24 protein-coding genes and 1 tRNA gene are annotated in these 26,039 nt (G+C 69.9%); 13 read left to right on the top strand and 12 right to left on the bottom strand.

The genetic code is table 11. The features are described from left to right. Positions 1 to 65: 65 nt before the first annotated feature. A complete protein-coding gene (locus tag SACPADRAFT_RS0221560) occupies positions 66 to 611 on the bottom strand; it encodes an NUDIX domain-containing protein (RefSeq protein WP_007023458.1) in 546 nt (181 codons plus the stop codon). A 39-nt stretch (positions 612 to 650) separates the two neighbouring features. Continuing rightward, positions 651 to 1,445, bottom strand: a complete 795-nt coding sequence (locus SACPADRAFT_RS29190) for an SDR family oxidoreductase (RefSeq protein WP_198048373.1) — start codon at positions 1,443 to 1,445, stop codon at positions 651 to 653. Between the two features lie 299 nt (positions 1,446 to 1,744). Between SACPADRAFT_RS29190 and SACPADRAFT_RS31745 the strand changes: the two genes are divergently transcribed. The 6 genes from SACPADRAFT_RS31745 to SACPADRAFT_RS0221525 all read left to right on the top strand — a co-directional run bounded on the left by SACPADRAFT_RS31745 (position 1,745) and on the right by SACPADRAFT_RS0221525 (position 9,284). Beyond that, positions 1,745 to 1,912: a hypothetical protein gene (locus tag SACPADRAFT_RS31745; protein ID WP_157577272.1), complete on the top strand. Its 168-nt coding sequence runs from the start codon at positions 1,745 to 1,747 to the stop codon at positions 1,910 to 1,912. A gap of 308 nt (positions 1,913 to 2,220) precedes the next feature. Continuing rightward, positions 2,221 to 3,681 (top strand): pyridoxal phosphate-dependent decarboxylase family protein, encoded by a 1,461-nt coding sequence (locus SACPADRAFT_RS0221545; RefSeq protein ID WP_007023455.1) that lies wholly within the window; start codon positions 2,221 to 2,223, stop codon positions 3,679 to 3,681. Next, positions 3,678 to 5,369 (top strand): IucA/IucC family protein, encoded by a 1,692-nt coding sequence (locus tag SACPADRAFT_RS0221540; protein ID WP_007023454.1) that lies wholly within the window; start codon positions 3,678 to 3,680, stop codon positions 5,367 to 5,369. Before SACPADRAFT_RS0221545 ends, SACPADRAFT_RS0221540 begins: the two co-directional genes overlap by 4 nt. Continuing rightward, positions 5,366 to 6,661 carry a lysine N(6)-hydroxylase/L-ornithine N(5)-oxygenase family protein gene (locus SACPADRAFT_RS0221535; protein ID WP_007023453.1) on the top strand — a complete coding sequence of 432 codons (1,296 nt, stop codon included), beginning with the start codon at positions 5,366 to 5,368 and terminating at the stop codon, positions 6,659 to 6,661. Before SACPADRAFT_RS0221540 ends, SACPADRAFT_RS0221535 begins: the two co-directional genes overlap by 4 nt. 75 nt (positions 6,662 to 6,736) lie before the next feature. After that, positions 6,737 to 8,524, top strand: a complete 1,788-nt coding sequence (locus SACPADRAFT_RS0221530) for an IucA/IucC family protein (RefSeq protein WP_007023452.1) — start codon at positions 6,737 to 6,739, stop codon at positions 8,522 to 8,524. A gap of 211 nt (positions 8,525 to 8,735) precedes the next feature. Then, on the top strand, positions 8,736 to 9,284 hold the full coding sequence (locus tag SACPADRAFT_RS0221525; RefSeq protein WP_007023451.1) for a GNAT family N-acetyltransferase: 549 nt from the start codon (positions 8,736 to 8,738) through the stop codon (positions 9,282 to 9,284). 95 nt (positions 9,285 to 9,379) lie between these two features. Here SACPADRAFT_RS0221525 and SACPADRAFT_RS0221520 read toward each other — a convergent pair. From SACPADRAFT_RS0221520 to SACPADRAFT_RS0221510, 3 genes are all read right to left on the bottom strand, one after another. Next, positions 9,380 to 9,453, bottom strand: a tRNA-Ile gene (locus tag SACPADRAFT_RS0221520). A 94-nt stretch (positions 9,454 to 9,547) separates the two neighbouring features. Then, a complete protein-coding gene (locus SACPADRAFT_RS0221515) occupies positions 9,548 to 10,306 on the bottom strand; it encodes a class I SAM-dependent methyltransferase (protein ID WP_007023450.1) in 759 nt (252 codons plus the stop codon). A gap of 65 nt (positions 10,307 to 10,371) precedes the next feature. Further along, entirely contained in the window at positions 10,372 to 11,229 is an 858-nt protein-coding gene (locus SACPADRAFT_RS0221510) for a class I SAM-dependent methyltransferase (protein ID WP_007023449.1), read from the bottom strand. 150 nt (positions 11,230 to 11,379) lie between these two features. Between SACPADRAFT_RS0221510 and SACPADRAFT_RS0221505 the strand changes: the two genes are divergently transcribed. Further along, entirely contained in the window at positions 11,380 to 11,733 is a 354-nt protein-coding gene (locus SACPADRAFT_RS0221505) for an ArsR/SmtB family transcription factor (protein ID WP_007023448.1), read from the top strand. Here the strand turns inward: SACPADRAFT_RS0221505 and SACPADRAFT_RS0221500 are convergent. Beyond that, on the bottom strand, positions 11,718 to 12,452 hold the full coding sequence (locus SACPADRAFT_RS0221500) for a DUF899 family protein (RefSeq protein ID WP_007023447.1): 735 nt from the start codon (positions 12,450 to 12,452) through the stop codon (positions 11,718 to 11,720). The two genes, SACPADRAFT_RS0221505 and SACPADRAFT_RS0221500, sit on opposite strands and share 16 nt — an antisense overlap. A 230-nt stretch (positions 12,453 to 12,682) precedes the next feature. On the opposite strand from SACPADRAFT_RS0221500, the gene SACPADRAFT_RS0221495 reads away from it, so the two are divergent. Both SACPADRAFT_RS0221495 and SACPADRAFT_RS0221490 read left to right on the top strand, forming a co-directional pair. Then, positions 12,683 to 13,333 (top strand): winged helix-turn-helix transcriptional regulator, encoded by a 651-nt coding sequence (locus SACPADRAFT_RS0221495; protein WP_007023446.1) that lies wholly within the window; start codon positions 12,683 to 12,685, stop codon positions 13,331 to 13,333. 54 nt (positions 13,334 to 13,387) lie between these two features. Beyond that, complete coding sequence (locus SACPADRAFT_RS0221490; protein ID WP_007023445.1) at positions 13,388 to 14,305, top strand: homocysteine S-methyltransferase family protein; 918 nt, start codon at positions 13,388 to 13,390, stop codon at positions 14,303 to 14,305. 53 nt (positions 14,306 to 14,358) lie between these two features. On the opposite strand, the gene SACPADRAFT_RS0221485 is transcribed toward SACPADRAFT_RS0221490, so the two are convergent. The 6 genes from SACPADRAFT_RS0221485 to SACPADRAFT_RS0221460 all read right to left on the bottom strand — a co-directional run bounded on the left by SACPADRAFT_RS0221485 (position 14,359) and on the right by SACPADRAFT_RS0221460 (position 20,538). Further along, a complete protein-coding gene (locus SACPADRAFT_RS0221485) occupies positions 14,359 to 15,684 on the bottom strand; it encodes an ABC1 kinase family protein (RefSeq protein ID WP_007023444.1) in 1,326 nt (441 codons plus the stop codon). Continuing rightward, positions 15,681 to 16,334 carry an NHL repeat-containing protein gene (locus tag SACPADRAFT_RS0221480; RefSeq protein ID WP_007023443.1) on the bottom strand — a complete coding sequence of 218 codons (654 nt, stop codon included), beginning with the start codon at positions 16,332 to 16,334 and terminating at the stop codon, positions 15,681 to 15,683. The genes SACPADRAFT_RS0221485 and SACPADRAFT_RS0221480 overlap by 4 nt, the downstream gene beginning before the upstream one ends. Next, complete coding sequence (locus SACPADRAFT_RS0221475) at positions 16,331 to 17,224, bottom strand: 50S ribosomal protein L11 methyltransferase (protein ID WP_007023442.1); 894 nt, start codon at positions 17,222 to 17,224, stop codon at positions 16,331 to 16,333. Before SACPADRAFT_RS0221475 ends, SACPADRAFT_RS0221480 begins: the two co-directional genes overlap by 4 nt. A 101-nt stretch (positions 17,225 to 17,325) precedes the next feature. Beyond that, the gene (locus SACPADRAFT_RS0221470) at positions 17,326 to 18,522 is read right to left on the bottom strand and encodes a DUF6004 family protein (RefSeq protein WP_007023441.1); all 1,197 of its coding nucleotides are present in this window, start codon (positions 18,520 to 18,522) and stop codon (positions 17,326 to 17,328) included. A gap of 121 nt (positions 18,523 to 18,643) precedes the next feature. After that, positions 18,644 to 19,885 carry an ATP-grasp domain-containing protein gene (locus tag SACPADRAFT_RS0221465; RefSeq protein WP_051442545.1) on the bottom strand — a complete coding sequence of 414 codons (1,242 nt, stop codon included), beginning with the start codon at positions 19,883 to 19,885 and terminating at the stop codon, positions 18,644 to 18,646. After that, a complete protein-coding gene (locus SACPADRAFT_RS0221460) occupies positions 19,882 to 20,538 on the bottom strand; it encodes an NHL repeat-containing protein (protein ID WP_007023439.1) in 657 nt (218 codons plus the stop codon). The genes SACPADRAFT_RS0221465 and SACPADRAFT_RS0221460 overlap by 4 nt, the downstream gene beginning before the upstream one ends. 256 nt (positions 20,539 to 20,794) lie before the next feature. Between SACPADRAFT_RS0221460 and SACPADRAFT_RS0221455 the strand changes: the two genes are divergently transcribed. The 4 genes from SACPADRAFT_RS0221455 to SACPADRAFT_RS29180 all read left to right on the top strand — a co-directional run. After that, positions 20,795 to 21,808 carry a methyltransferase gene (locus SACPADRAFT_RS0221455; RefSeq protein ID WP_007023438.1) on the top strand — a complete coding sequence of 338 codons (1,014 nt, stop codon included), beginning with the start codon at positions 20,795 to 20,797 and terminating at the stop codon, positions 21,806 to 21,808. Next, entirely contained in the window at positions 21,805 to 23,253 is a 1,449-nt protein-coding gene (locus tag SACPADRAFT_RS0221450) for an NDP-hexose 2,3-dehydratase family protein (RefSeq protein WP_007023437.1), read from the top strand. The genes SACPADRAFT_RS0221455 and SACPADRAFT_RS0221450 overlap by 4 nt, the downstream gene beginning before the upstream one ends. After that, a complete protein-coding gene (locus tag SACPADRAFT_RS0221445) occupies positions 23,250 to 24,551 on the top strand; it encodes an aminotransferase class V-fold PLP-dependent enzyme (RefSeq protein WP_007023436.1) in 1,302 nt (433 codons plus the stop codon). Before SACPADRAFT_RS0221450 ends, SACPADRAFT_RS0221445 begins: the two co-directional genes overlap by 4 nt. A 98-nt stretch (positions 24,552 to 24,649) precedes the next feature. After that, a partial coding sequence (locus tag SACPADRAFT_RS29180; protein WP_198048372.1) for an ABC transporter substrate-binding protein occupies positions 24,650 to 26,039 on the top strand: 1,390 nt, incomplete at its 3' end.

Genomic DNA, 26,039 nt, shown 5'->3' with positions numbered 1-26,039 from the left:
CGGCGACGACATACGCACGACATAACCGCGACAACGCGGGCCTGATCCCGCTGACCGGGCAGGGACTACCGCTGTGAGTTCAGGAAGTAGAGCAGCGCAACCAGCGTGCCGGAACCGAGCAACTCCTGCCGCCGCGCAAGCTCGTTCACCCGCGCGAGCGGCACCCACTCGACGCGCCCTACCTCTTCCGTATCGGTCGGGTCGCCGAGGTGCTCGGCACCGCGCCACAGGTAGATGTCCAGCGGCGCGGTCACCTGCCCCGGCAGCGGCTCGAAGCTCACGAGGTGCTCCCCCTCCCCGACCGGGCGCCAGCCGCTCTCCTCGGCAGCCTCCCGCGCCGCAGTGGCAGCGGAGTCCTCACCCGCATCAACCAGACCACCGAGCAGCTCGTACCCCCACTGATCGGTGGCGAAGCGGTACCGCCACAGCATCAGGGCCTCGTCCCGGTCGTTGACCACCAGCGCGACCGCGACCCGGGCGAGGTGAACCACATGATGTTCCCAGCGGTTCCCGTTGGGGGCCTGCACGTCGACCAGCCCCAACCGCACCCAGCGATTGCCGTAGACAGACCGCTCGCCGAACGTTCGCCATGCGCCGTGCTCGTCAGCCACAGCCGCAGCCTAGTATCGATGGCGGCGGAGTAGAGCCTGTTATACGGGCGGAGGCGTCGGTGCGCCCTTCGGCCCGCAACGGTGGGCGTCAGGCGGTGAAGCCGCCGTCGATGTCAGGCTGGAACCGGTGATGTAGTCGGCGTCGGGCCCGGCGAGGTAGGACACGAAGGTGCCGATCTCGGCGGAGGTGCCGTAGCGTTCGGTCGCCGTGATGCTGGCCATGGCCGGGGCGACCGGCCCGTCGGCGGGGTTGGCGTCGGTGTCGACCGGTCCGGGCTGGACGTTGTTGATGGTGATCCCGCGCGGCGCCAGTTCCCGTGCGAGGCCACGGGTCAGGCTCGCCAGCGCGCCCTTGGTCAGTGCGTAGATCGACTGGTCGGGGAACGGCGTGCGGTCGGCGTTGATGCTGCCGATGTTGATGCTCCGCCCGCCCTCGCCCAGGTGGGGCAGGGCCTCGCGGATCGCGACGACGGCGGATCGCACATTGACCGTCGGCATCGCGTCGATCTGGTCCATTTGCAGTTCGGTGATCGGGGCGAAGAAGCCGACGCCGGCGTTGTTCACCAGGATGTCCAGGCCACCGAACCGCTCGACGGTCCGGGTGACGGCGGCGGCGACGTCCTGTTCGTGCATGCTGTCGGCACGGATCGGGTGCGCGGTGCCTCCCGCCGCGACGGCCGCGGCCGCGACGGCGTCCGCCTGCGAATCCGAACGGGCGTAGGTGAACGCGACCCTCGCGCCGTCGGCGGCCAGGCGGGCGACGATGCCTGCGCCCACGCCCCGGGATCCCCCGGTCACCAGCGCGGTCCTGCCGTCGAGTGGTCGTGTCGTCACGGGTCTTTCCTCTCGATGATGTGATGCCGGGTCGGCTGCTCGTGATCAGGGGCGTGCGTGGGCGACGAACCGGGCGTCGCGCAGGTTGCGGGCGAGCTCGGCGCGGTTCTGGTGGGCGTGGCGGTGCCAGGCAGGTTGACCCGGCGTGGTGCGCAGGACTCCCGCCGTGAACACGGACAAGCCACGTGCGGGCCGGCCTCGCGCATTCGACGAGGAGGCGATCCTCGACCGCGCCGTCGAAGTCTTCTGGCGGCACGGCTACGACCGAGGACGCACTGGCGGAGCGGCTGTCCCGAGCGGTGCGGGACGGTGATCTCCCGGACGGTGCCGACACCCGGGCACTGGCGCGATACGTGATGGTGCTCAGCGAGGGATTCGCCGTCCGCGCCGCGGCCGGTGCCGAGCGCGACGATCTCCACGCCTCGGTCGACCTCGCGCTGCGATCCGTCACGACGCTCTGCTCGTGACGGAATCCGGTCAGAGCCCCGCCCGGTGGGGCGGACCGGGCCGTGGCCCATCCCCTCGGTTTCGGGGGAACCGGGCGATCACCGCGAAACCGGCATTCTTCTGGCACGGTGCACCACCCTCCCGAGCGGGGAAACCTCCCCCACCTTGATCACGTATCGGCATTAGGTTAGCCTCACCTTTGCTCTGTCGAAGACTGTGACCAACCACCTCGTGCGGCAGCGACCGACCGAGAGCGGGGCCCGGGCCGGTGACGACCCGCCGCTTCGCGGCACCGGTCAATCCGCACGGGCAGAAAGGTGAGGACCACATGACAACCAGCACCCGACTCGCGGGTGGGGACGACGGGCCGGGACACCTACGTCCGCTGCTGTCCGTCGCGGTGGACGCACTCAAAAAGGGAACCGTGGACCGCGCCGGACCACTTCCCGCCGGTGGCCCCGACTTCGTCGGGTCACCGACCTCCGACGTGCTGCCGCGGGAGGGCCTGGGTGTCGAACCGGCTCTCGCGGAGATGGTTCAGGCTTTCGCCCGTGGTGCGGCCGACCCGGCCGATCCGGCGTGCGTGGCCCACCTGCACACGCCTCCGCTGGCCGTCGCCGTCGCGGCCGACCTCGTCGCCGCCGTCCTCAACTCCTCCCTGGATTCCTGGGATCAGGGGCCGTCGGGCACGCGGGTCGAGTCGGAGGTGGTGCGGACCCTCGCCGACCTGATCGGCTACGACCCCGCCGCCGCCTCCGGGGTCATCACCTCCGGCGGCACGGAATCCAATCTCACGGGGCTGTTGTTGGCCCGGGAACACGGCCTGCTCCGAACTTTCGGTGTCCCACCGACCGTCACGGGGATCCCGCCGCAGGCGCAGGGGCGGCTGCGGATTCTGTGTGCGGAGACGACGCATTTCTCCGTCGCGCGCAGCGCGGGTGTGCTCGGACTGGGCGAGGACTCCGTCGTGCGGGTCCCGGTCGACGAGCACCACCGGATGGCGCCGCAAGCACTGCGCGCGCTGCTGGAGGAGATGCGCGGCCGCGACGAGCTGCCGATCGCGCTGATCGCCACGGCGGGAACCACCGACCTCGGGGTGATCGACCCGCTGCCGGAGCTCGCGGACATCGCGGCGGAGTACGACCTGTGGTTCCACGTGGATGCCGCCTACGGCGGGGGTGCGTTGTTCTCCGAGCGGTTGGCGCCGTTGCTGGCCGGGATCGAGCGCGCCGACTCGGTGGCCCTCGACCTGCACAAGCTGGGCTGGCAGCCGGTCGCCGCGGGAGCCTTCCTGGTGCGGCGTGCGGAGACCTTCGAGCCGATGGAACGCCGGGTGGCCTACCTCAACCCCGCCGATGACGAGGACGCCGGATTCCGCAGCCTGCTCGGGCGTTCCCTGCGGACCACCCGTCGCCCCGACGCGCTGAAGATCGCCGTGACGTTCCGCGCGCTCGGCCGCGACGAGCTGGGCACGCTCGTCGACCGGTGCCACGATCTCGCCCACCACGCCGCGGACGCCGTCCGGGCCGAACCCAGGTTCGAGCTGTACCGGGACCCGGTGCTCACCACCGTGCTCTTCCGCTACCTGCCCGAGTCCGGCGATGTCGACCGGGTCAACGCGGAGCTGCGACGCACGCTGCTGCGGGAGGGCACCGCCGTGGTGGGACGTACCGAACTGGACGGCTCGGTGTGGCTCAAACTCACCCTGCTCAACCCGAACACGACCCGCGGTGAGATCGAGACGCTGCTCGCCGATGTCCTCGCCGCCGGTGCCAAGGAGACCTCGTGAGCGTCCGCCATGCGATCACCCCGGAGAACGGACGGATCGCTGATTCCGCGACCGTGAACGGACTGCTGCGGTGCTGGCTGCGGGAAACCGGACAGCCGGTCCCCGAATCCGGTGCGTTGGCCCTGCCGTTACCGGCCGGCGCGTCGACCCTGCACGCCGAGGTCCTGTACCGCTCGCCGACGGGGCACCACCGCTTCGGCGAGGTCCGGCTGGGCAACGGGACGCCGCTCGGTGCCGTCACCGTGGCGTCGCTGCTCGCCCTCGAAGGCGGTGCCGGACGGGGCACCTCCCATCAGGCGGCCACCGACCTCGTCGGCAGGGTGGCCGACTCCGCGACCCGGGCCGCCCGGCACATCCAGTACCGCAGGGAGAACACGGCCGAGCCGCGGGAGTCGACCCCCTTCCTCCGGGCGGAACAGGCACTGGTGCTGGGCCACCCGTTGCACCCCGATCCGAAGAGTCGGCAGGGCCTCAGCGAGTCGGAGGCCCGGCGGTTCTCCCCCGAACTGCGCGGCAGCTTCCCGTTGCACTGGTTCGCGGCCGACCGGTCGGTCGTGTCCCACGAAGGGGGCGCGCTGGACCTGCTCGCCGACCTCGCTCCCGAGGTCCCGGACGGCACCGTTGCGGTACCCGCGCATCCGTGGCAGGCGCGGGAGGTGCGGTCCCGTCCGGGTGTGCGGCGCCTGCTCGACGCGGGCCGACTGCACGATCTGGGCGAATGGGGACCACCGTGGTCGCCGACCGCGTCGATCCGCACGCTCTACCGGCCGGACGCACCGGTGATGCTGAAGTTCTCCCTCGGTCTGCCGATCACGAACTCCAAGCGGGAGAACCTCCGCAAGGAGCTCGCGCGCGGTGCGGAGATCGACCGGTTGTTCGACGCCGGGCTCGCCGCGGAATTCGCGGCGGCCCACCCGCGGTTCGGCGTGGTGCGCGACCCCGCGTGGTTGGCCGTCGATGTGGACGGGGCCGTGGAGAGCGGCCTCGAACTCGTGGTCCGGGACAACCCGTTCGGCACCGACGACCGGGTGTCCTGTGTGGCGGGCCTGGTCGCCGAACGGCCGGACCGCGGGGCCTCGGCGCTCGCCGACCTCATCGTGGGTCTGGCGGAGCGGTACGGGACCGACAGCGACGACATCGCCGTCCGGTGGTGCGCACGCTACTTCGACGAGGTGCTCGCCCCCGTGCTGTGGCTGTATCGCGAGTACGGGCTGGGTCTGGAGGCACACCAGCAGAACACCCTGGTCACGCTGGACTCCGAAGGGTGGCCGTGTGGCGGCTGGTACCGCGACAACCAGGGCTACTACATCTCCGAGACCCGTGTCCCCGCGCTCGAACGCTTCCTGCCCGGGGTGGGCCGGGTGGGCGACAACCGCGTCGCCGACGCCGTCATCGACGAGCGGCTGGGTTACTACATCGGTGTGAACAACCTGCTCGGACTGGTCGGTGCGTTCGGTTCGCAAAGGCTCGCGGACGAGCGGGGACTGCTGCGGATGCTCCGGGAACGGTTGCGCGGTTACTCCGATCTCCCCCTCGCCGGGACGCTGGCCGAATCGAGCACCCTGCGCTGCAAGGCGAACATGCTCACCCGACTCGACGGACTGGACGAGCTGGTCGGCCCGCTGGAGACCCAGTCGGTCTACGTCGACATCGACAACCCGTTCGTGGAGGGAGCTACCACCGCATGAACCACGTCCACGATGTGCTGGGCGTCGGGATCGGGCCGTTCAATCTCTCCCTGGCCGCCCTGGCCGAGCCCGTGCCCGACCTGTCGGTCGCGTTCCTCGACACCAAGCCCGAGTTCTCCTGGCACGCCGGGCTGCTGATCGAGGGCACCACCCTGCAGGTGCCGTTCCTCGCCGACCTGGTCACCATGATCGACCCCACGAGCCGGTGGTCGTTCCTGTCCTACCTCCGCGAGCACGAACGGCTCTTCCCGTTCTACTTCGCGGAGAAGTTCCACATCTCCCGCCGCGAGTACGACGACTACTGCCGGTGGGTGGCCGACTCGCTGCCGTCCTGTCACTTCGGACGGCCCGTCACCGCGGTGCGCTGGGATGACGCCGAGCAGGTTTTCCACGTGGAGGCCGAGGACGTCCGGACCGCGCGACGGGAGAGCTGGGCCGCCCGCACCGTGGTTCTGGGGGTGGGCACCGAGCCGGTGATTCCCGAGACGTTACGCGGGTTGCCGGACAAGGAGGTCTTTCACGCCTCGTCGTATCTCGAAAGGCGGGAGTCCCTGCGGGATGCCGGGGACGTCACGGTGATCGGGTCCGGACAGTCCGGCGCGGAGGTGATGCTCGACCTGCTCCGGGATCGGGAGAGCACCGGCCGGCGACTCCGTTGGCTCACCCGCTCCCCCGCGTTCGCGCCGATGGAGTACTCCAAACTCGGCCTGGAACACTTCACCCCGGACTACACCCGGTACTTCCACTCGCTGCCGCAGTCGACCCGGGACCGGGTGGTACCCGCGCAGTGGCAGCTGTACAAGGCGAGCAGCGCCGATACGCTCGCCGCGATCCACGACGAGCTCTACGAGAGCAGCGTCGGTGGCCACCCTCCGGAGGTCCGGCTCATGCCGAACGTCGCGGTGACCGGTGCCCATCGGGCCGCCGACGGCATCGACCTGGCGTGCCGACACGTGGAACAGGACCGCGCTTTCGAGGTCCGCACGGATCGGGTGATCCTGGCGACCGGGTACGCGGCGCACCGACCGGCCTGCCTGGACCCGCTCGCCGAGCTCGTCGACCGGGACGAGCACGGCCGCTACCGGGTCGACGACGAATACCGGGTCGCGCTGTCCGGGGAGATCGGTGGCCGGCTGTACGTGCAGAACGCGGAAATGCACAGTCACGGTGTCGGAGCGCCCGACCTCGGGTTGGGGGCCCACCGCAGCGCCGTGATCCTCAATTCGGTCACCGGCCGGGAGATCTACCCGCTGCCGCGGCACACCGCGTTCACGACCTTCGGCGTCGGGTGACGTGCCCGCGACCGTCACCCCACACACCCCCACCTTCGCGATCCATGACCGTCCCCACCCCACGGAGGCCCTCCGATGTCGTTGTCCGTCCCCGCCGAGCTCACCGCGGACAATTGGCGGCGCGCAGGATGTGACCTGCTCGCCAAGTCCCTCGCCGAACTGTCCTACGAACTGCTCCTGGAACCTGTCGAGACGACCCCCGGCCGGTACCGGATCGACCTGCCCGGGGAGATCTCCTACTTCTTCAGCGCCAGGCGCGGCGCTTTCGGCCACTGGACCGTCGAGGCCGACTCGATCGTGCGCAGCCAGGCCGGTGCCGAGCGGCCCGCGACGGACCCGCTGCGGTTCCTGCTGGATGCCCGGTCGACCCTGGGCATCAGCGGCGACACCACCGGGCATCTCGTCCGGGAGCTGACCGCGACACTGTCGGCGGACGCCAGGCTACTGGCCTCGGACGAGGTCGAGGCCGGCACGCTCGCCGAGATGTCCTATGTGGACCTGGAAGGGTGTCAGACCGGGCACCCGTGGATCCTGCCGAACAAGGGACGGATCGGATTCTCGGCGTCCGATGTCACGCGCTACGCTCCGGAAGCCCGCGCGACCCTCCGGCTGCCGTGGATCGCCGTACACGGCTCCCTGGCCGACTACCGCGGCGTCGAGGGGCTGACCAGCGAACGCCTGCTCGACGACGAGCTGGATGAGCGGACCCGGGAACGCTTCACCGAACAGTTGACCGCCCGCGGACTCGACCCGGCGGACTACGTGTGGCTGCCGGTGCACCCGTGGCAGTGGGACGAGGTCGTTCTCCCGGTGTTCGCGCCCGCCGTCGCCGCCGGACACATCGTGCCCCTGGGTGAGGGGCCGGACTCCTACCGCGCGCAACAGTCGATCCGGACCTTCGCCAATCTCGACGCACCGCACCGGCACCACGTCAAGCTGCCCCTGTCGATCCTGAACACCCTGGTCTGGCGGGGGCTGCCGACCGAACGGACCGTCGCGGCGCCCGCCCTGACCTCCTGGGTACTCGGGCTGGCGGACAACGATCCGTACCTGCGCGACGAGGCCCGGGTGATACTGCTCGGCGAGATCGCCTCCGTCACCGTCGCGCATCCGGAACTGGAGGAGATACCGGAGGTTCCGTACCAGTACCGGGAACTGCTCGGCGCGATCTGGCGGGAGCCGATCAGCGGCAAGCTCGACCCGGACGAGCGCGCCCGTACCCTCGCCTCCCTGCTGCACGTCGACCGCCGGGGACGGGCGTTCGTCACCGAACTGATCGAGCGCTCCGGCACGGACGCCCGGACGTGGCTGCGGAGCCTGTTCGGCGCGCTGATCCCGCCGCTGCTGCACTTCCTCTACCGCTACGGGCTGGTGTTCTCCCCGCACGGCGAGAACACCATCGTCGTCTTCGGCAGTGACGACGTGCCGACCCGGCTGGCGGTGAAGGACTTCGTCGACGACGTCAACATCGCGTCCGCCCCGCTGCCCGAACTGGAGAGCCTGCCGACCGCGGTCTCCGACATCCTGTTGCGCGAGGAACCGCAGTTCCTGTGCCAATTCATCCAGAGCGGGCTGTTCGTCGGGCACTTCCGCTACCTGGCACCGCTGATCGAGGAGCACCTCGGCATCCCGGAGCGGGAGTTCTGGGCGATGGTGCGGCAGCAGGTGCTCGACCACCAGGCCGCGTTCCCCGAGCTCGCGGAGCGGTTCCGGATGTTCGACCTGCTCACCCCGGAGATCGACCGGCTCTGCCTCAACCGCAACCGGCTCCTGCTGGACGGCTACCGCGACCGCCCCGAGCGGCCGCACGCGGCCGTCCACGGCACGATCCCCAACCCGCTCCACGAATCCGGACTCCCCTGAGCCCGCCCCCGGCGCGCCGTCGCCGAACCACGGTGGTGTGCGGCTCCCGGCCGGCGTTCGCGCCGGGGTGTGCCGTGAAGGACCCCTTCCCTGCATCCCGTGCAGCGAGGGGCCCCTTCCCTGCGTTGAGTGCAGTGAAGGAGTCCTTCACGGGCACCCGGTGAGCGGGCACACCGAGGGGTCGAACCCAGGAACACGGAAGGCATGGCACATGGAACAGCGCGAGACTCCCGGGCCCCCCTTGCCCCGGATGCGCATCCCGTGGTCCGTCCGGCCCGCCGAGCCGGACGGACCGGACCTGGACCTGATCCACGACTGGATGCACACCCCGCACGTCGTCGCCTTCTGGAACCAGGACTGGACCCGCACCCGCTGGGCGGAGACTCTCCGGCGCCAACGGGCGGGGGACCACTCGCTGCCCTGCCTGGTTTCCCACGACGACGTCCTGATCGCCTATCTCGAGGTGTACCGGGTGGCCCGCGACCGCCTGGCCGACCACTATCCACACCATCCGGGCGATCTCGGGGTGCACGTGGCCATCGGCGCCCCCGGCAACACCGGCCACGGACTCGGCCGGGCACTGCTGCGTGCGGTGGCCGACGGTCTGCTCGCCGCCGACCCCGCGTGCGACCGGGTCGTGGCTGAGCCGGACGTGCGCAACGTGCCGTCGGTCAAGGCCTTCCGGAAAGCCGGGTTCCGGTTCGTCACCGAGATCGAGCTGCCGGAGAAGACGGCGGCACTGCTGATCCGTTCACGGTGAGGGCAGCAGCCGCGACCCCCGCTCACGGACGCGCCGACCCGGAGGTGCACGCGTGCAGCGCCTCCGTACTCCCCCGGTCCGAGAACCGGTCACGGTGGGCCGGGCGGGGCTCGAACCCGCGGCCAAGGGATTATGAGTCCCCTGCTCTGACCTACTGAGCTACCGGCCCGTAGCTGGTGGCGCGTGCCGAAGGCAGGCGCCCACATCTGTGTACCATAGCGAGCATCACGCGTCCGCCCGCACGCACCCTGAGACCGGCAGTGTCAGCCGGGACGCCGCACGGCGACGAACAGGCCGCGCCCGGTCAACCAGCCGGGGCGATAGTGGGCCTCGCAACCGGCCGCATCGAAGGCTGTGAGGTACTCCTCGCGGGTGAACAGGCTCATCACCTCCAGCTCGGTGAACCGGCGGATTCCCGAGGAGTCGGCCACGGTCCACTCCACGTGCAGATGAGTGGCGTCTGCCCGGCGCACCGAGTGGGACACTCGGGAGACCACACGATCCGGCGTCCGGACGAGATCCCCGCCGAGATACCCATCGAGGAAGTCCTCCGGGAAATACCACGGTTCCACGACGAGCACGCCGCCGGGCAGCACGTGCGCGGCCATTCGGCGGATCGCCGTCGTCAGGTCGGCCGGCGTGGGGAGGAAGGCCGCGGAGGTGAACAGGCAGGTGAGGGCATCGAAATGCCGGTCGAGTCGCATCGTCCGCATGTCGCCGGCATGCACCGCGGTCCCGGCCGGAACGCGGCCGAGCGCACGCTGCCGCATCGCCGGCGCGATCTCCACACCCTCCGTGTGGCCGAATTGCCGCGCGAACTCCGCCAAGTGCGCACCCGTGCCGCAGGCCACGTCGAGCAGCGAGTCCGCTCGCGGACAGTGCGCACGCACGATCGCCGTCACGTCACGGGCTTCCTCTTCCCAGTTCTTTCCGCGATGCCGGTAGGTGAGCTCGTACACCTCGGCATGGTCCGGCCCGAACGCCGCTTGTGGGACCGTGTCAGGATCCCGGGGAAGGTTCATCGATCACTCCTTCTGCGGACGGTTCGCGCGCACCACGCGCGTCGCGGAGAATTCGCCGGCCCGCCTCAGCCGTCCCAGACCAGATAGGCCGGTGCCGGGCGCCCCGGCAGGAGCCGTAGCGCGGCGTGGTCCAGTCCCAGGGCCTCACGGACCGCGAGGTTCTCCCCCGGCCATTTCGGGTGGTCGATCTCGTCGAACGCCAGAACGCTTCCCCGGGTGAGGTAGGGTCGCACGGCACGCAGCGCAGCGACGGTCGGCTCATAGATGTCGAGGTCGAAATACGCGAGCGCGACGACCGTGTGCGGATTGTCCGCGAGATAGCGCGGCACCGTCTCGCGGACGTCGCCCTCCACGATCATCGTGCGGTCAGTGATATGGGCGAGCGCGTCACCTTCGGCGTGCGCGTCGACCACGCGGCGCAGATACTCGGGGTAGTCAGTGGGCAGGGCGAACCGACCGGCAACCGCCGACCGGCTGACCCGGTCGACGTCGGCGACGTCGGGGAACCCGGTGAACGTGTCGAACCCGACGACCCTGCGGAACGGGTTGTGCGGCTCACGGAATCCGCGCATCGCGGTGAAGGCCGCAAGATGCCTGCCGTGCCGGACGCCGAATTCCATGATCACTCCCGGCACGTCCAGCACCATCCGGTACAGCTCGTCCATCGACAACAGGTCGGCCATCTGCTGCCGGCGCAGAAACAGCGGGAGCGCATCGAGGAGGTCCGGTGTGGACAGCGGCCACTGTTCGAGCAGCTCACCGAGCTTTTCCTTCATCGACGACTCGGCAATCGAGTCGTGCGGGAAGACCCGGTCGTCGCGGCCGTGCTCCGACGAGCCATGCGCGTCCGCTGTCGGAGTCTGCGCTTCCGGCGCGTGCTCCGTCTGCGACTGCGGTACCTCGGACGAGTGGTGCCCGGTCATGACGTCCTCTCTCGGTCGTGCGGAGCATCAGTCGGCACGCCGGACGCTGTGCCGAGTGGGGGTGCCACACCAGGCCCGAGACTACCAAATCGATGATCCACTGCGCCTATCAACGTTGACTCATATCTCGGCCTGGCGCATGATGATCATGTGCACCGGCTGCAGGTCATCAGCGATCCGGTACGTCGTCGTATTATCGAGATCCTGGCTGATGGTGAGATCTCCGCGGGCGAGATCGGACGAATCGTCGGGGACGAGTTCCGGCTTTCCCAGCCCGGTGTCTCCCAGCACCTCAAGGTGCTCCGCGACAACGGGTTCGTCGCCATGCGACCGGAGGGGTCCCGCCGCCTCTACCGCATCGTTCCCGGCCCGCTGCGGGAGATCGGCGCTTGGCTGGACCGGTACCGGGCGCTGTGGGACGAACCGCTGTCCGCTCTCGGCGAGGAGCTGCGTCGGACCCCCGAGCAGGCCGCCGAGGACCTCCCGGGTCAGTCGAGCACGTAATCGTTGCTCGCGTACCAGCCGCCGCGCCCCTGGGGAAGCAGATCCAACACCTGCCACACGGGCGACAGCAGGTCGATACCGCGCTCCGCGCCGTCGGGCGGGAAGCTGGCGTGCATGGTGTAGAAGAACCGCACGTCACCCCCTTCCCTGCGCAGCACCGAAAACGCGGGCCGAGGAGCGTTCGCGTCCGTCTCCGCACCGAGATCGCGGTTGAACGTGGTCCCGCCACAAGAGACCAGACGCAGATCGTGCCATCCCCGGGCCTCGCCCCACGCCCGAAGGTCGGCCGGTTCCGCGGCGGCCACGACCGCGAGCGCGGTGTGCTGCGCCAGATGGGAGTGGACGCCCTGCAGTCCGTCGACCCACATCGAGCACATCGGGCACGCCTCGGCAGCCCCTTCGGGGTACATCAGGTGATAGAGCACGAGCGTCTCGTGATTGCCGAAAAGGTCGACCAGTCGTGGCGTCCGGCGTGTGCCGTCACGGGTTTGCTCCTCGAACCGGTAGTCGTCGAGCAGCGGACCGGGCGGGAGCGCGCGCCGCGCGGCCGCCACCTCCTCAGCCTGCTCCCGCAGGGCCCGCTCCCGGTGCAGCAACTCGATCCGGGCGGCGCGGTATCGGTCATCGGCGTGCGGCGGCACCAGCACGTCCGCGGGGATCTCCGCACCCGGCCCCAGAGTGTCGATCTCGGCGACAAACCCGTCCACACCGTCCGCCATCGGCGACCTCCCTGCTCTGCGCCACACGGTTACCCGTACCGCTCCGGAATACCGGTACGCGACTTTATAGCAAAGATACCGTACACTGGTCATGGTCCCGCTACCGACCCTCGGGCCCGGTGTGACTGAGCAGCACCGATCGGACCCACGATCGGACGGCAGTGACTGACACGCGCAACAGTGACTGACAAGCTCAACTCGCACGCAGTTCCACACGGGGAGCAGCACGAATGACGAAGAAGCGAGCCTACGGACAGTTCTGTGGTCTGGCCTCGGCGATGACGGTGATCGGCGAACGCTGGACGCTGCTCGTGATCCGGGAACTGCTGATCGGCCCTGCCCGGTTCAACGAGCTGTCCGAGAACCTGCCCGGGATCGGCCCCAACCTGCTCTCCGAGCGTCTGCGGAGCCTGACCGCGGCAGGGGTGGTCGAGCACGCGACCGTTCCCGGCGACGGCCGCGGCCGACTCTACCGCCTCACCGACGTCGGCGAGGAGCTCCGCGCCCCGATTCTCGCACTGGCGCAGTGGGGCATGCAGTTCCTCACCAATGCCGACACGGCCGGCGCCACCCGTGCCGCCTGGGGTTTCCTGGCGGTGCAGGCGATGACCGATCGAAGCAACGCCCCGGAGGTCGACGAAGAGTACGAGTTCCGGGTCGACGAGGAGGTCTTCACCATCCGGGTCACCGAAGGGACGGTCCGGTTCGAGCGCGGCCCCGCCGCCCATCCCGCGATCGTGATCCACAGCGATTCCGAGATGTTCGTCCGGATCGGCGCCCGGATGACCTCACCGTTCGACGCCATCGCCACCGGCGCGATCAAGATCGAGGGCGAGCCCGACGCCGTGCACCGCTGCACCAGGTTGCTGCAATTGGCCTGACGGCCCTCGCCCACCGCGGACCGCCACACCGGAGACCCCTCGGGGAGGACGTTCATGAGCACTTCCGGCCGGATCCACGGCACCCGCCCGACCCTCCTCGACGGCGGCGTGTCCACCGGACTCGAGAACGAGGGAGAACCGGTCATCGCACCGTGGTGGTCGGCGAAGAGCCTGCTCGCGGGGCCACGCCGGGAACTCGTCCGCCGGGTGCACGCGGCGCACCTCCATGCGGGGGCCGAGATCGTGGCGGCGAACACCTTCCGGTGCAATCTCCGCACACTGCGCGGGGTCGATCTGGACCCCGGCTCCGGTTACGCCTGGATGGTGCACGCCGGCGTGGGAGTCGCCCGGCGCGCGGCCGGGCCGCGGACACGGGTCGCGGGTTCGGTCGGCCCGGCGGCCGACGCCTACCGGCCCGATCTCGTCCCGGAGGACGACGAACTCCGCGAGGAGCACCGCTGGCTCGCCGTGGAGCTGTCCCGGGCCGGAGTGGACCTGGTACTCGTCGAGACGATGAACACGGTGCGGGAAGCCGCGATCGCCACCGAGGAGGTGCTCGCGGCGGGGCTGGACCCCTGGGTGTCGTTCGTCTGCGGGGACGACTCCCGGTTACTGTCCGGCGAGCCGGTCGCGGCGGCAGGCCGCGCGGTAGCCGCGCTCGGCGCGACGGTGCTCGGCGTGAACTGCACCGCCCCGGCGCGCACGGGTCCGGCGCTGCGCACGTTGCGCGAGGTGCACGACGGCGCACTCCTCGCGCAGCCGAACGTGGAGGACCGCACCGGCACGTGCGCCGACGGACCACTGCCGGTCGCCGTCGGTCCCGAGGAACTGGCCGACGCCGTCGCCGACTGGCACGACGAGGTCGGACTCGCCGCGGTCGGGGGCTGTTGCGGCTCGACGGCGGAGCACGTGGCGGCGCTCGCCGCCCGATTCACGGACTCGAGGCACCACCCGGCCGCGGCGGGCGCGTGACGGACCAGACCTGACCCGCCGGAGTTACCGGGTGCGCCCTCGCTGCGCGGAAGTCACCACGATCGGCCGGCCGCGGTCTGCGGCGTCCCCCACAGACCGCGGTTGATCACGGGTTTCGCGGTCTCCTGGAAGTCGATGTCCGGATGCAGCTCGCGGATCGCGCCCTCGATGACCAACAACGACAGCAACGGGAAGATCAGTTCGGGAGCGGCGTGTACCCCGTGCGCACGCTGCAGTTCGAACATCTCGGTGGCGAAACCCACCAGGCTGAACTCGCGCGCGGGCAGGCCGTGGTTGCGCCGGACCAGGTCCGTCATCCGGTCCAGGAAACCCTCGACGTCGGCGTCCCGACCGACCCCGGCCGCGCTCTCCACAACGATCTCCGCGCACCGTCGTCCGCGCCCCACCGCCATGTTCAGGAAGAACTCGGCGAACAGCCGCCGCAGCCGGTCGGAGAGCTGGATACTGAATCCGGCATCCAGCACGACGACCTGGCCGCTCCGAGTGAAATTCAGGTTGCCCGGATGCAGGTCGCAGTGCACGAAGCCGTCCACGAACAGCATCCGGTAGATCGAGATCAGCGCCGATTCGGCGAACTTCTTGCGCAGCACCGGCGCGACGGTGTGGGCGGAGCCGTCGAGGCCCTCGATGAACTCCATCGCGAGCACGGTGTCCCGGCACAGGTCCCGGCGCACCGCGGGGACCCACACCCTGGCCACTCCGGAGAGATTGCGCCGCATCCGCTCCAGCGCATCGGCCTCGGCTCGGAAATCCACCTGGCCGGCGACCGCGTCGCACATGTTGCCGACGATCTCGGTGACCGGGAGTCCCGCGAACGCGGGCAGGCGGGCCGCCAGTGCCGCGCCGCGCCGGATCAGCCGCAGGTCACGGTCCATCAGCCGGGCGATGCCCGGCCTTCGGATCTTGAGCGCGACCGTGCGGCCCTCCGTATCCCGCGCTCGGTGCACACCGGCTATGCTCCCGGCCGCGACCGGGGTGCGCTCGATGTCGGCGAACAGCGTGTCGAGATCGTCGCCGTAGGCTTCACGCAGCGCACCGGTGGTGTCGGTGGACGGGATCGCGGGAACATCGTCGTGCAGGGCCGCCAGCTCGTCACACAACTCGGCAGGCAGGACATCGCGGCGCGTGGCGAGCACCTGCCCCGCCTTGACGAACGTCGGGCCGAGCCGGGTGAGCAGCGTCGGGGTGGCCAGATACAGCACGTGCGCGGCCTTCCGGCGCTGTCCGACGATCCGGTGGCCGAGCGCGGTCGCCGCGGCGGGCCCGAGCACCCGGCCGATGACCAGGGCCACCTGCGCCGCCCGCAGGCCGTCGCGCACCGCCCGCCGAAGGGCACCGCCGCGCCCGGTTCCGGTCATGCCGCCCCACCCCCGGACGTCGTGATACCCGGCAGTTCGATCGCGCGAAGCTGTAGGGTCGCGTGGTCGCAGTACCAGAACAATCGGCCGTCCCAGGTGGTCGCCCTGGGCCTGCCCCAGACCATGACCGGCAGGCGTTGCCGCCTGCTCGCCAGGTCCGTCAATCGGACCCGGGCGGCCTCCCGGTCGGTATGCACCAGGAAGCCGTCGGACACCGTCACGCCCGCCACCGGGTGACCGACGTCGACGCAGTCGAGCAATCGGAACTGGTCCGGATCACGCAGCTCGACCAGGCTGAGATCCGCGTAGCCGACCCACACGCCGTCCCGGCACGCCTCCAGACCGGAGATCTCGTGCCCGGGTCGCGGATTGGGCCACTCGTCCATCTCGTCGCCGCTGGCGGGATCGAGCAGACGCAGGTTCCGGTCCGCACCGACGACCTGCAGTAGCGCCCCGCGCAGTGTGGTGACGTCGCCCGCGACGTCCGGGCACGGGAGCCGCTGCACGACTTCCCCGCTGTTCGGGTCGATCGCGCAGATCTGCTTGGAGAAGACCTCGGCGAAGTACAACGACTCCCCGTTCCAGGTGACCCCGCAGAGGTCGAGCGCACGAATGGGGAGATCACGAACGATACCTGCGCAGATGGTCACGACCGCACCGACTCCCTGGCGAGTCCGACGTCCATGGTCCAGTTCTCGGCCAGCCGGGCCGAGTCCCGGGGAGGCCGCAGAGCCATCTTCAGGGTGTCCCCGGCAGCGACCTCGATGTGCCGGACCGGCCACACCCAGCACGCCCAGTTGCAACCGGGATAGCCGGGGAAGTTCGCCAGTTCGACACCGGGCGCGAGGACGGCCTGGAAGGAGCCGACGACCGCGTGCAACGTGCCGCCGGTTCGGACCTCCACGTGATGCTCTCCGCCGAGCGGGCGCGCGCGCTCGGCGAGGCGGGCGTCCGCCACGACCGCGGGATCGCCGAGCACCCACGGCGTACGCTGGAAAAAGTGCAGTTGGGCAGCGGAGGCGACGTAATCCATCACCGCGCTGAAGCGCAGTCCGTGCACCGGCTGTGACCACACGCCCCAACCCTCGCCGTCGAACTCGACAGGAGCGAGCATCGTTCGGAGCCGTTCGGGCACGATGCGACCGCCCGGAGCGAGATTGCGCCGCGTGAAGGCGGCCAGGATCTCGACCATCTCCTCTTCCGGGCCGAGGTTGCCCATCAGCTCGGCGACCACCACGTCGGCCTTCCGTTCGAGTCTGGCCACCCGGGCGTCGCCCTGGACGACCGTCACCCGGTCGGCGACGTCGTTGTCCCGCGCGATCCGGGTGGCCAGTTCCGCGGTCTCCGGGTCACCCTCGATCGCGTAGACGTGTCCGGCGCCGTGCCGCAATGCCATGAGCCCCAAGACCAGGGTTCCGGCCCCGACGTCGGCCACGACGTCACCGGGCCGCACGGTGGCGGCGAGTGCCTCGTCGTAGGCCGCCAGCCTGGTGCGGTCGGACAGCATGATCTGGTGCATCAGCAGCGTGCGTGGGTTCACAGTGCCTCATTTCGGCGGCCGTCGGAGCGAGGGAGTACAACCGTGACGACCGCCCGGGACCCGGCCTGCGCCGTGTCCCGGGCGGAGCGTGCGGTCGCGACTCAGACGTTGACCGCGGCGTGCTCGCCGACGATCGACTCCCGCATCGCGAGCTTGGCACCGGTCAGCCGCGCCTTGACCGTGTCGTTCTCGGTCACCAGCGCGGCGTCCGGCCCCTGCATCGCCAGGTCGGTGCCCTGCGGGTCGAGGTCGTTCAGACGACCCGCGATGTGCACCGGGTTGGTGGCGTAGAGGTTCCCGTGCGGCGTGACGATCTCGAACTGCGCGTCGAAGTGCAGATCGCTCGGGAACCGCACCCGGCTGAGGCTGTCCTCGGTCCCGTCACCCACCGAGCCACCCGAGGGGCGTGCCCAGCTCGCCCGGAGCATGACCCGGCCGCCCAACTCGGGGCACTCGCCGACCATCGCGACACGGGCGAGCTGCGCCAGGACCCCGGCGCCCTCGTCGTGCTTCTCCGGACCGTACAGCAGCACCTCCGCGCCGGCGGCGAGGGAGTGGTCACCGGCCATGTCGACGGTGACCGTGCGCCCGTCGACTTCGAGGCTCAGCTCGCCCTCCATCGACACCTGCATGATCATCGACGGGTCGGCCAGCATGGACATGCAGGCGGCCGGCGCGGCGGCGAAGAACACCGTCGGCGTGATACCGATCGGGTTGTTCTCGTCGTCGGACGGATACCAGGCTTCCGGCAGCTCCGTACCACGGACCACGTTCGGCGCCTGCACCAGCTCCTGGTCGTGGTCACCGCGCGGGTAGCCGAGGTAGGGGCTGCTCAGCGGCTTCTTGAACGGCGGGACGTCGTCGACGATGCCGTAGATCGGGATGACGTTGCGGTGGACCAGCCGCATGGTGCTGGTCTCCAGGATACCGAAGCGGCGGATGTGGAACTCTGCCGGGAAGTTCTTGCCGGGCGCGATCTGCTTGACGTGTCCGGTGTTCGGCAGTTTCGGGTTGGACAGGATCTGGATCCGGTCGTTCAGCTCGTAGCTGTACCCCTTGATACCGACCTCGGGGGCACTGATCAGCTCGGTGTCGAACTCCGCGTATCCGCGCTCGTCGACCCGATGCTCGAAGCCCTCCATCGGCCACTTGTTCATCTGAACGAAGCCCGAGAGATTGATCGTCTCCCGCTTTCCGTTGTAGTAGTCGTCGCCGAACACGACCGTCGCGGCGGCGAGAATGTGCGGGCGGATCGGCTTGGGCGCCAGTCCCAGTGATTCGTAGTTCTCGCTACTCACTTGCTGACCTCCGGCAGAGTTGGATGGGACGTCGGACAACCCGGGAACCGAGGCTCCCTCGCGTCCTCCAAGAATGCTACTTTTTTATATAGTGACCTGCAAGACGTTGGACGGAACTTCGTCACTCGGCTTCCGCACGGGTCCGCAGCACGACGGCCGACTCCGCCGTGTCGAGTGCCGTGGCACAGTCGTCCGGAGTGTCGGTGACGGCGACGAGGGCGGCGTAGCGCCCCCAGACGTGTCCGTCGGGGGGCGGCGAGATCCGGGTCCCCTCCCGCGCGATCGCGGTAGCGAGTTCGATCGCGGGCGGGAGCCTGCCGGTATCGATGTCGACCCGGTCGACCTCACACGGAGCGGGCGGATACAGGAACCGGACCGCCGCGACCCGGCTGCGGTCGGGACGGGGATCCGGAACGAACCCACAGGCCAACCGGCACGCGACGGCGCCGGCGTCGATACCGCGGGCGGCCCGGCCGAGCATCGGGATGAGATCCCCGCCCAGACGGCAGTTGACCTCGATGACACGCCAGCCGTCGGCCGCACGGCGCAGCTCCACGTGAGTCATCCCGTGCTCGAAGCCGAGTGCCTCGTGCGCAGCCGTGACGATGCGGTGCAACTCCGGGTCCGCCCCCGCTCCACGACCGTCCACGACGTGCCCGACCTCTTCGAAGTACGGCGGGTACCCGGTGGTCTTGCGCGCGGTGAACAGTGGATTGGTTCGTCCAGACAGGACCCAGGAGTCGACGCTGACCTCGGCTCCCTCGACGCACTCCTCGACCAGGACGCCCTCGGACCAGTACGGCACCGGGCCGACCCGTGTGGCCCGGGTGTGCGCGTAGCCGTCCGTGAGCTCGGACGGTGAATCGACCCGGACGACGCCCATACTGGCCCCGAGTGCCCGTGGCTTGAGCACGACCGGGTAACCGATCCGCGCCGCGGCGGCGGCCGCTTCCTCCGCGGTGGCAACCACCTCGGAGGCCGGCTGGGGCACCCCGGCGGCGGCCAGCGCCCGGCGAGTGCGGTGTTTGTCCCGGCAGCGGTCGATCACGTCCGGCGGCACCCCGGGCAGCCCGAGCTCGCGGGCGATCCGGGCGGTACCCAGCATCTTGAGCTCGTCCCAGGAGAGCACACCGTCCACCCGGTGTCGTTGGGCGACCTCCCGGGCCGCGGCGACCAACGCCGGGGTGTCGAAGACGTCGACGACGGTGTGCCCGACCACCTTCCCGGCGATCGATGGAGTGGGTTCGGCCTCGGCGAGCAGCCAGACATCGGCGACCGAACCGACCCCGTCGAGCAGGTAGCTGCGATAGCCCTCGAAGACGATGCCGACCACGAGTACCAGCGGCCTCCCGGTCGTCGTCACGATCCGGCCCCCCGGTCGAGCGGCGCGATAGCGCGCAGTGACCGGCCCGGGAAGTCGCAGTACCAGAGGTCCACACCGTCTGTCGTGAGCCCGGTGGGGCTCCCGGTCGCGGGCTGAACGAACACCCGCTCCCCGGTCGCGACGTCGTAGCCGCGCACGAGGGCGTCCTCGAAGTCGGTGTAGTACACCACGCCGTCCAGCTCGGTCAGTCCCGAGGGATTCCCTTCGACGGCGAACTCGCGGACGATCTCCACCCGCTCGATCGACCGGAGCTGGACGACCGCGGGCCGGCGCAGGCAGAGCCATACCCCCTCAGGGCGGACCTCAGCGCCGCAGACCCGGCCGTTGGACGGTTCGATCGCGCGACGTTCCACGACCTCCCCCGTCCGCGGATCGAGCAGGAGGAATCGCTTGGGGCGCTGACCGATCTGCCACAGCCGCCCGGCATGGACGGTCAGATCGGCCCGTGCGCTGGGACAGGAGAGACGGCGCAGCACGGTCCCGTCTCCCGGGTCGAGGGCGTACACTTCGCCTGCCCGCTGGTCGGAGTGCCACAGGTGCGAGCCGTCCCAGGTGAGACCACAGAGATAGGATCCTGGCGCGGGCAGCGATCGGAGCGCCTCGACGGTGGGGTTGACACTAGGCTCGGGCATCGTCGGCACACTCCGACGAGCGGCCGCACGCGGCGGTGGCTCTTTCGGACAACTCGCTCGCACCTCTCTCTCCACGATCCGTCGGCAGCACACCGACGAGTACGCAGACGCACCGCATCGCCCGGGACCGCGGCACGCCCAGTTCAGTAATCTTTACTTAAGTAAGATTCAGAGTCAATCGCGAATCCTCCCTTGAAGCTGCCAGAGGCAACGCTTAAAGTCGGTATGGAATTATTACGCGAGTCGGGTGGGAGCCATGAGAGACCACGAGTCCGCGCTCGTCCTGTACGAAGAGGCCATGGCGTTCGTCCGTTCGGCCGCCCTGCGTGCGTTCGCCAGGCTGAACGTGGCCGAACACCTCGACGACGAAGTACCCACCACGGTCTCCGCACTCGCCCGGGCGACCGGCGCCAGGCCGGACGGTCTGTCCCGGCTCCTGCGTTTCCTCGCCTCCCGCGATGTCGTGCGCAGGTATGACGAGGACCGGTACACCCTGGCCCCGGTGGGGCGCGCGCTGCGCGGCGACGCCGAGCCCTCGGCGCGCTCCGGCGTGCTGATGTTCACCGACCCGATGTTCTGGACCACGTGTCATCGGCTGGAATCCAGCCTGACCGATCCCGAGCCGACCTTCGCCCGGCACTTCGGTGAGCAGCTCGGCGACTACTTCTCCGCCAATCCCGAGATCGACGAGCTCTTCTACGAGGGGATGGCCACGGTCTCCGACGCGGAGAACGCGATCGTCGCCACGGCGTCCGATCTGCCCGACTCCGGCACGGTCGTCGATGTGGGCGGCCGCAACGGCAGCATGCTGCTCGCCGCGCTTCGGGCCCGTCCGGCGCTCGAAGGCGTCCTGTTCGACCGACCGGACGCCCTCGACACCCACAGGCTGGACCAGGCGGAGGAGCACGGCCGCTTCAAAGCCGTCGGTGGTGACTTCTTCAGCGAGGTCCCCCGCGGGGACGTCCTGGTGCTCAAACGGATCCTGCACAACTGGGACGACACCGACTCCATCCGGATTCTCGACTCCTGTCGCCGCGCCCTCGAACCGGGCGGCCGCGTGCTGGTCGTCGACGCGGTCGTGCCGGAGAACGACAGCGAGCATCAGAGCCGGCTGATGGATCTCATGATGCTCGGCGCGTGCACCGGGCAGGAGCGCAGCGCAGCGGAACTGGAACCGCTGTTCACCGCGGCCGGGCTGCGCCTGACCCGAGTGATCCCGACCTCCTCGGTGATGTCGATCGTCGAGGCGGTCGCGGGAGCGCGGGCATGACGGTGGATCTGCACTCCCGCACCCCGCACCGCCCCGGTCTCGCCGCCCGCCTGGCCGCCTCGGCGGCCGCCCCCACCGATGGCGGCCGGAGCACCCTGCGCTGGCTGCGGGAGCGCCGTGACAGTGGCCACTTCCGGGTGACTCCCGTCCCGTTCGCTCGGCTCGACGGGTGGTCGTTCCGCTCGGTAGAAGGCGACCTCGTGCACCGCAGCGGCCGGTTCTTCCGGGTGGAGGGCATGGACGTCACCGCCCGGGACGGAACACGTCACTGGCGCCAGCCGATCCTGCGGCAGGACGATATCGCCGTGCTGGGTATCCTGGCCCGCGAGTTCAACGGGGTACTGCATTTCCTGCTCCAGGCCAAGATGGAACCCGGAAACATCGGCATGGTGCAGCTCTCCCCCACTGTGCAGTCCACACCGAGCAACTACTCCCGGGCACACCGGGGGAGAACCTCGCGCTACATCGAAGGCTTCCTCGGCGACCATCCCGGGCGGACACTGGTCGACATCCTGCAGTCCGAGCAGGGCTCGTGGTTCATCGGCAAGCGCAACCGCAATGTCGTCGTCGAAGTGGACGAACCCGTCGACGTGCACGACGATTTCCGCTGGTTGACCCTGGCCGAGATCTTCGCCCTGCTGCGTCACCCGGACATCGTCAACATGGACACCCGGACGGTGCTGTCCTGCCTCCCGCTCGCGTTGGACGAGGCGACACCGGCCCGGAACCCGGAACTGGCCCGGGCAGTCGGCGGTCCCCGGAACGAACCGAGGCACGGTGCCACCGAGATCGACGACTGGCTGCACGGGTGGCGCAAGCGAGCACCCCTTTCGGTCGAACGCATCCCGCTCGCGGCGACCGCTGCCGACGGCTGGGTCCGGGACGATTCCCGGATCGCACATCACACCGGCCGCTGGTTCCGGATCATCGGGGTCACCGCCGCCGCGGACAACCGTGAGGTCGGCGCCTGGTCACAGCCACTGCTGCAGCCGTGCGGTGTCGGGCTGACCGCCCTGGTGACCCGGCGGATCCGCGGAACCCTGCACCTGCTGGTGCGAGCGGACGCCCGCCCCGGATACCGCAGCGGCGTGGAGATCGGTCCTACCCTCCAGTGCACGCCGTCGAACTGTCCGCCGGGTACACCCGGCCGGCCGGACCTTCTCGACACGGTACTGGCCACCCCGCCGGAACGGGTGCTGCACGACTCCCGACAGTCCGAGGAGGGAGGCCGGTTCCACCACGCGACCACCCGCCATCTCATCGTCGAGCAGGATCCGCGCGAGCCGCTCGACCCACCACCCGGATATCTCTGGATCAGCGCTGCGCAGCTCGCCGACCTCGTCTCGACGAGCTGTCAGGTCAACATCGAGGCCCGCAGCCTGCTCCTCTCACTACTCGCGACCATCCACTCCACCCCGACCCGACCGTCAGGAGGAGCCGAGTGACCTCCACCGCGATCCGTCCCCCGCATCGCGAGCGTCGACTGCACGACGCCTCGTGGGACACGATCCGTGACCTGTTCGCTCTCGACCGTGACATCACCCATCTGAACACCGGCACCGTCGGTGCGCTCCCGCACGAGGTGCTCGAAGTCAATGATCGGGTGACGCGGGAATGGACCGGAGGACTGCAGAACGTCTACCCACCGGGTATGTACACCGGACACCGGGAGACACTCGCCCGTGCCTTCGGCGTGGACCAGGACGAGATGGTCATCTGCCACAACGCCACCGAGGGTGTCGCGCGCGTGATCAATGGCCTGGACCTGCGGGCGGGCGACGAGGTGCTCACGACCACGCACGAGTGCTACTCGGTGCTGTCCAACTTCAATCTCGTCCGCAACCGGCACGGCATCACGATGCGTACGATCACGCCCCCGTCCGGCTGGGACGTCCGGGCCGAGGAGATACTCGACCTGATCGAGCAGGCGATCACACCGCGGACCAAGGTGCTCGCCTTCTCCGGAATCACCCTGTTCACCGGCACCATGATGCCGATCCGCGCACTCTGCGAGCTCGCCCAGCGGTACGGCCTCACCACGGTGATCGACGGAGCCCTGCTGCCCGGGATGCTCGACTGCGACTTCCGGGCGTTCGGCGCCGACTTCATCTCCTGCTCGGGGTCGAAGTTCCAGTGCGGCCCGCTCGGAACCGGGATCCTCTACGTGCGCAACAAGGTCTTCCCCGAGCACAACCCGTTGCCGTTGCCCACGATCTGGCCCATCATCTCCACCTGGTACCCGATGGCGGGTGAGCCGCCACCCCGGACCACCACGACGGTCGAGAGTTGCAACATCGGGGATTACCTGCAGAGCGCGGGCAGCGCCAGCATCGCCCGCGGCGCCGCCCTCGCCACAGCGGCCGAGCTGTGGGACGAGATCGGACGTGCGCGCATCGAGCGACGCGTGTTCGATCTGGCCGAGCACGCACGTGCCGCACTGGTCGAAGCGTTCGGCAGGGACAACATCTACTCCCCGGCCGCCGACCCCCGGTTGCGCTCACCGCTGATCTCGTTCCACCCGTTCCGGCGCCCCGAGGACGCTTGGAACGTCAAGAAGTTCATGACCTTCGTGGACCGGCTCGAACACGAGCACCGGATCTGGATCCGGTGGACGGAGTTCGACGTTCCCGGCTCACCCCATCAGCACTACGCGGCCCGCATCTGCACCCACCTGTTCAATGATCACGACGAGATCGACCGCGCCGTATCGGTGATGCGGGATCTGGGACGGGAGATGTCATGACCGTGCCGACGACCGGCCGGCTCCGGCTGAACGCCCCGCTCGCCCCCGGTGACCTCGATCCCGTCCGATCGCGCGCCGCTGCCGAAATCGTCCACCGGATGACCACGAGGACGCTGTTCGGCTACCGGGCCGAGCCCGACCTGCGGGACTGGCGGGCGGTGGAACCGGTCGGAGATCTGGCCGAGGCCGTGCCGTCGACCTACAACGCGGGGCTGGGTGCGAGCCTGCGCTCCTACGCGGTCCATCTCCGCCCGGGAGTCCGGTGGGATACCGAGCCACCCCGTCCGGTGACCGCGCACGACGTCGTCCGCGGCTTCGCCCGCGCGTGCGCCCCGACCGCGCGTCCCGCTGGGATCGAATTCCTCTTGTCCTCGGTCCGCGGGATGCGCGGGTACCGGGAGCGCTACGCCGAGGCCGTCGCGGGCAGCGAGAAGGACGCGGCCCGGCACCGGGCCTTCCGCGAGTCCCATGCGATCCCGGGGGTGTTCGCCCTGGACGACGCCAGCCTGGTGATCGAGCTGGAACACCCGGCCCTGGACGCCCTCGACATCCTCGCTCTGCCCTGTGTCGCACCGTCTCCCGTCGAATACGACGCCGTTGTTCCCGGCGACGACGAGCTGCTCCGGCACCTGCGCGCGACCGGACCGTACCGGGTCGCCGCGATGGAGTCGGGCGGCGGGGTGCGACTGGAGCCGAACCCCGCCTGGGATCCCGCCACCGATCCGCTCCGAGAACGGGCGTTCGACGCGGTGACCCTCCGGCCCGACGCCCCGGCGGCGGAGGTCGCACCGGACGACGTGGTGCCCGAGATGCTGCATGCCTGCCTGCTGCCGCACGCCGGTCCGGGCCGTCCGCTCGCCGACCCGGCACTCCGGCGGCGGGTCGCTTCGGCCGTCGACCCCGAGGTTGTGGCCGGGGCGGCCGCGACACACCTGCCCGGTGTCCGCGCCGCCACACGGGTGGTACCGCCCGGCAACAGCGGCAATGCGGACACCGATCCGGTCGGGGACCGGCCCGTCTCCGGTCCCCCGGCCGGAACGACCGGAGACGGCGCGGCGGCCGAGGGCACCGAGCTCGTGCTGGTCCACCCGGGCACCGCGGCCTCCTCAGCGGTGGCCGACGCCGTCGCCGGGTGCCTCGAACGAGCCAGCTTTCGGGTCACGGTCCGCGGTCTCGGAGCGGCCGAGCATGCCGACCTGCTGCACGGTGACCGCGACCTCGAGCACGACTTGCTGCTGACGGACTGGGCGGCCCGGTGGCGTCAGCACAACTACCGTACCTACCTGCAACCGCTGCTGACCCGAAGGACCGGGCGCGTCGACGGCCCCGTGTTCGACGACCTGATCGACGAGGCGTTACGTGCGGACTCCGATCCGCACGCGACGCGGGCCGCGTGGGCGGCGGTGGAGGAGGCGGCGATGAGCCGGGCGGCGGTGGTGCCGCTGCTGCACGGACCGCCCCAGGCCGCACGGACGGTGCCGGGAAGCG

This window comes from Saccharomonospora iraqiensis subsp. paurometabolica YIM 90007 (assembly GCF_000231035.2).
Classification (GTDB): domain Bacteria; phylum Actinomycetota; class Actinomycetes; order Mycobacteriales; family Pseudonocardiaceae; genus Saccharomonospora; species Saccharomonospora paurometabolica.
This window is presented reverse-complemented; position numbering and strand designations above follow the sequence as displayed.